The sequence below is a fragment of the Streptomyces sp. NPDC031274 genome, from assembly GCF_055570235.1.
The window spans coordinates 1-1,093 of the sequence record NZ_JBVIHP010000424.1 but is presented as its reverse complement, the minus strand read 5'-3'; the positions used below and the strand labels follow the sequence as shown (position 1 = coordinate 1,093).

Annotated in this window: 1 protein-coding gene; it reads left to right on the top strand. The window is 72.0% G+C overall.

What is annotated here, in order from left to right:
- Positions 1-110: 110 nt before the first annotated feature.
- Positions 111-1,093 (top strand): ATP-binding protein (locus ACZ5CR_RS46890; RefSeq protein ID WP_468870173.1); only part of this gene is annotated, 983 nt, incomplete at its 3' end.

Here is a 1,093-nt window from a genome sequence, read left to right as displayed (position 1 = left end):
GCGGCGACGGGCCGCCTGGAGTACCTGGGCCGCCTGGAGCACTTGGAGCACCTGGAGCGGATGGGGCAGATAGGGCGGATGGGGCGGATGGGGTGCGGGAGGTGCCTGTAGTGGATGGGACGCAACACGCACCTGCCCTGACACGCCTGCTCGCCCGAGCCCTCGCCCCGCGCCGCCTCCTCCTGGTGCTCGACAACTGCGAGCACGTCCTGGAACCCGTAGCCGCCCTCCTCTCCGAACTCCTTCGAAACGCACCCGAGTTGCGGGTCCTCGCCACCAGTCAGGAGCCCCTCGCCCTCTCCGGAGAGACCCTGGAAGCAGTCGCGCCGCTCGCGGAGGACGAGGCCTTGGCGCTGTTCGCCGAGCGGGCCGCTGCCGCCGCCCCCGGCTTCGCGCTGGATGCGGAGAGCACGCCTGACGCCGCCCTCATCTGCCGTCGTCTCGACGGCATCCCGCTCGCCATCGAACTGGCCGCCACCCGCGTACGCGGCCTCGGCGTCCACGCACTCGCCGAGCGGCTGCACGACCGGTTCCGGCTGCTCAACCAGGTGCGCAGGGACGCCCCCGCCCGGCAGCGCACCCTCCGCGCGATGATCGACTGGAGCTGGGAGCTGCTGACGGTGGAGGAGCAGCGCGCACTGCGCCAACTCGCCGTCTTCGGCGGCGGTTTCACGCTGGACTCCGCAGAAGCGGTCTACGGCACCGCTCCCGGCGACGCAGCCGACGCAGTCGACGTACTCGACCTCGTCAACCGCCTCGTCGACCGCTCCCTCCTCACCACGGCACCCGGAGCCGCCGACCACACCCACGGCATCCGCTACCGCATGCTCGAATCCGTCACCGCCTACAGCCTCGAACGGCTCGACGACGCGGGGGAGACGAAGGAGCTGCGCCGCCGCCACGCCCACCACTACGCCGACCTCGCCGAACGTGCCGCACCCCAACTCCTCGGCCCCGGCCAACAACAGTGGCTGCACCGCCTGGACACCGAGGCCGTCAATCTGCGCGCCGCGCTGGAGTGGGCCGCGGCCGACGGCGACGCCGCCCTCGCGCTGAGCCTGGCCAACTCCCTGACCTGGTACTGGTTCCTGCG